3 protein-coding genes are annotated in these 3,219 nt (G+C 69.1%); 2 read left to right on the forward strand and 1 reads right to left on the reverse strand.

Going from position 1 to position 3,219, the window contains the following annotated elements; all coding sequences use genetic code 11:
- The coding region (gene leuC / locus Y706_RS27225) for a 3-isopropylmalate dehydratase large subunit (RefSeq protein ID WP_043437105.1) at positions 1-1,301 on the forward strand (1,301 nt) is incomplete at its 5' end.
- A 94-nt stretch (positions 1,302-1,395) separates the two neighbouring features.
- The gene (gene leuD / locus Y706_RS0122425) at positions 1,396-1,998 is read left to right on the forward strand and encodes a 3-isopropylmalate dehydratase small subunit (protein WP_018773513.1); all 603 of its coding nucleotides are present in this window, start codon (positions 1,396-1,398) and stop codon (positions 1,996-1,998) included.
- A gap of 142 nt (positions 1,999-2,140) precedes the next feature.
- Here the strand turns inward: leuD and Y706_RS27230 are convergent.
- On the reverse strand, positions 2,141-3,219 hold a 1,079-nt coding region (locus Y706_RS27230; protein ID WP_043437107.1), incomplete at its 5' end, for an HNH endonuclease.

The raw sequence follows: 3,219 nt of genomic DNA on the forward strand, positions 1-3,219 counted from the left end.
GCGGCCGCAAGCTGCGCCGGCCGGACCTCACCATCGCCACCGAGGACCACAACACTCCCACGCTGGATATCGACAAGCCAATTGCCGATCTCACCAGCCGGACCCAGATCCAGACCCTGCGCAACAACTGCCAGGAGTTTGGCGTCCGCCTGCACTCCCTCGGCGACGCCGAGCAGGGAATCGTGCACGTGGTGGGCCCCCAGCTGGGCCTCACGCAGCCCGGCATGACCGTGGTCTGCGGCGACTCGCACACCTCAACCCACGGCGCCTTCGGAGCGCTCGCCATGGGCATCGGCACCTCCGAGGTGGAGCACGTCATGGCCACCCAGACGCTGTCCCTGAAGCCGTTCAAGACCATGGCGATCAATGTTGAGGGCACGCTGCGCCCCGGCGTGAGCGCCAAGGACATCATCCTGGCCGTCATCGCCAAGATCGGCACCGGCGGCGGGCAGGGCTACGTGCTCGAATACCGCGGCTCCGCCATCCGTGCGCTGTCCATGGAAGCCCGGATGACCATCTGCAACATGTCCATCGAGGCCGGCGCCCGCGCCGGGCTGGTGGCTCCGGACCAGACCACGTACGACTACATGCACGGCCGCCCGCATGCGCCCGAGGGCGCCGACTGGGATGCCGCCGTCGAATACTGGAACACGCTGCACACCGACGACGACGCAGCGTTCGACGTCGAGGTGGACCTCGACGCCGACACCCTGGAACCGTTCGTGACGTGGGGAACCAATCCGGGCCAGGGCGTGTCGCTGTCCGCAAAGGTGCCCTCGCCCGATGACTTCGGCGATGAGAACGCCAAGGCCGCCGCCGAACGCGCCCTGCAGTACATGGGGCTTGAGGCCGGCACCCCGATGAAGGACATCCGGGTGGACACGGTGTTCCTGGGCTCCTGCACGAACTCCCGGATGGAGGACCTCCGGGCCGCCGCCGACATCATCCGGGGCCGGACCAAGGACCCGGCCGTGCGCATGCTGGTGGTGCCCGGCTCCGCCCGCGTCCGGCTTGAGGCTGAGGCTGAGGGCCTGGACAAGGTCTTCAAGGACTTCGGGGCCGAGTGGCGCTTCGCCGGCTGCTCCATGTGCCTGGGCATGAACCCGGACCAGCTGGAGGTGGGGGAGCGCTGCGCCTCCACTTCCAACCGGAACTTCGAGGGGCGCCAGGGCAAGGGCGGCCGCACCCACCTCGTCTCGCCCGTGGTCGCTGCGGCGACGGCGGTCCGAGGCACCCTGAGTTCGCCGTCGGATCTGGACCCTGCTCCGGAGTCCGCGGCGGTCCGAGTCGGCGCCGCGTAGTCTCCGCCGCGCACTTCCCGCCCAGATCCGAAGCCTCGCTCCACACAGCCTCGATCCATACAGTTTCGATCCACACAGTCCCGAAGGATCCGCCATGGAAAAGTTCACCACTCACACCGGAATCGGTGTCCCGCTGCGCCAGAGCAACGTCGACACGGACCAGATCATCCCCGCCGTGTACCTCAAGCGCATCACGCGCACCGGCTTTGAGGACGCGCTCTTCGCCGCGTGGCGTAAGGACCCGTCCTTCATCCTGAACCAGGCGCCGTTCAATGCAGGATCCGTTCTGGTGGCGGGTCCCGACTTTGGCACCGGTTCCTCCCGCGAGCACGCCGTCTGGGCGCTGAAGGACTTCGGCTTCAAGACGGTCCTGTCCTCCCGCTTTGCCGACATCTTCCGGGGCAACTCCGGCAAGCAGGGCCTGCTCGCCGCCGAAGTCGCCCAGGATGACATCGAGCTCATTTGGAAAGAACTCGAAAACGCCCCGGGCACCGAGGTGACGGTGGACCTCGTGTCCAAGACCGTGCAGTGCGGCAACATTGTGGCGCCGTTCGAGATTGACGACTACACGCGGTGGCGCCTCCTCGAGGGCCTGGACGACATCGGGCTGACCCTGAAGCACGAACCCGACATCACCGCGTACGAGGCCACCCGGCCTTCCTTCAAGCCCAAGACGCTGCCCGCCCGGTTGTCGTAGAGTTCCAGACCTGAGTCTCCCCGGGCCGAGGGCCGGAGCCCAGTGATGTGCCTGGCAATGACGTGCCGCCGTCGAGTTGTAAGACTCGACGGCGGCACTCGTGTTTGTGCGGTGCTCGCGTCTTGTCCGGCCCTCAGCGCGCTTAGGCCGCCGCGACGGCAGCGCGTTTGCGGCTCTTGAGAGCCTTCGCCCGAACCCGGATCAGGTGAAGCTGGCGGGAACCCGGCTCGGAGCCTGGCTGGTATGTGGCTGGTGGGCGAAGCGGTGTCCCCGGCAGGGGCGGCGCGGTGGAGTGGTAGCTGTGGCCTGTCGGTGTCGTCAGCTTGAGCGTGTGGCGGGGACCGGGTGCGGGGCGGGCTTTCCAACCGGGGGTTTCTTTGGTGTGGTTGCAGGCTTCGCAGAGGCCGGCGGCGTTGGTGCTGGTTGTTTCTCCGCCGGTGTGCCAGGGAATGATGTGGTCCATGTGGCGGATGGGCGCGTCGCAGTAGGGGGTTCGGCAGGTGTCGTCTCTGGTTTGGATGAAGCGGCGGTGCCCGGGCGGGAAGAGCCGGGCCCGGGAGTCCATCCCCACGAGCTCGTGGGTGTAGAGCCGCCGGAGCCAGAGGCGGAGCCAGGTCTTGAAGTCCCGGTCCTTGGCGTCCGTCCCGGCGCCGATGCGTTCCCGGGCCCAGCCGGCGGGGACCGTGCCGTAACCGGGGAGCCGGGCTGGTTCGGCGCCGGCCTGGAAGAGGGTGCGGTCGGTGATGACGAGCTGGATCTCTACCCCGCTGATCCCGCCGGGGGTCCCGGTGGTGCGTTCGACCAGGGCATCGGCCATGAGTTGCCCGCGGCCCCTCGGGTCCCCGGCGGCGCGGAGGGTGTCGGCGTGCCCGCTCAGCGCCTTGTAGACGGCGACGCCGGCGGTCACGGGCAGCAGGGCGGTGAGGTGGCACATGGTGTCCGGGGCCGGGCGGAGGCTGACGTGCCGCTCGGTGGCGGCGTGCGCGGCGCGCTGGGTAACGGAGCGGGGGTCGCGCCGGTACGCGGCGGTGCGGGCCGCGGCGGCCAGGGTCCGGTCACCGGCCCCGGCGAACGTCCCGGCGTTGGGCGCCAATTCCTCGTCGACGGCGGCCCGGTCGGCCGGGGTCAGGCAGGCGGTTTCGCGGACCAGCAGGGTGGCGCGCCATTCGTTGAGCTGCCCGGTTTCCAGGGCGGCGAGGGTGTGAGGCATCTCGGTGATCA

The sequence above is a fragment of the Arthrobacter sp. I3 genome (assembly GCF_000520575.1).
GTDB classification, from domain to species: domain Bacteria; phylum Actinomycetota; class Actinomycetes; order Actinomycetales; family Micrococcaceae; genus Arthrobacter; species Arthrobacter humicola_A.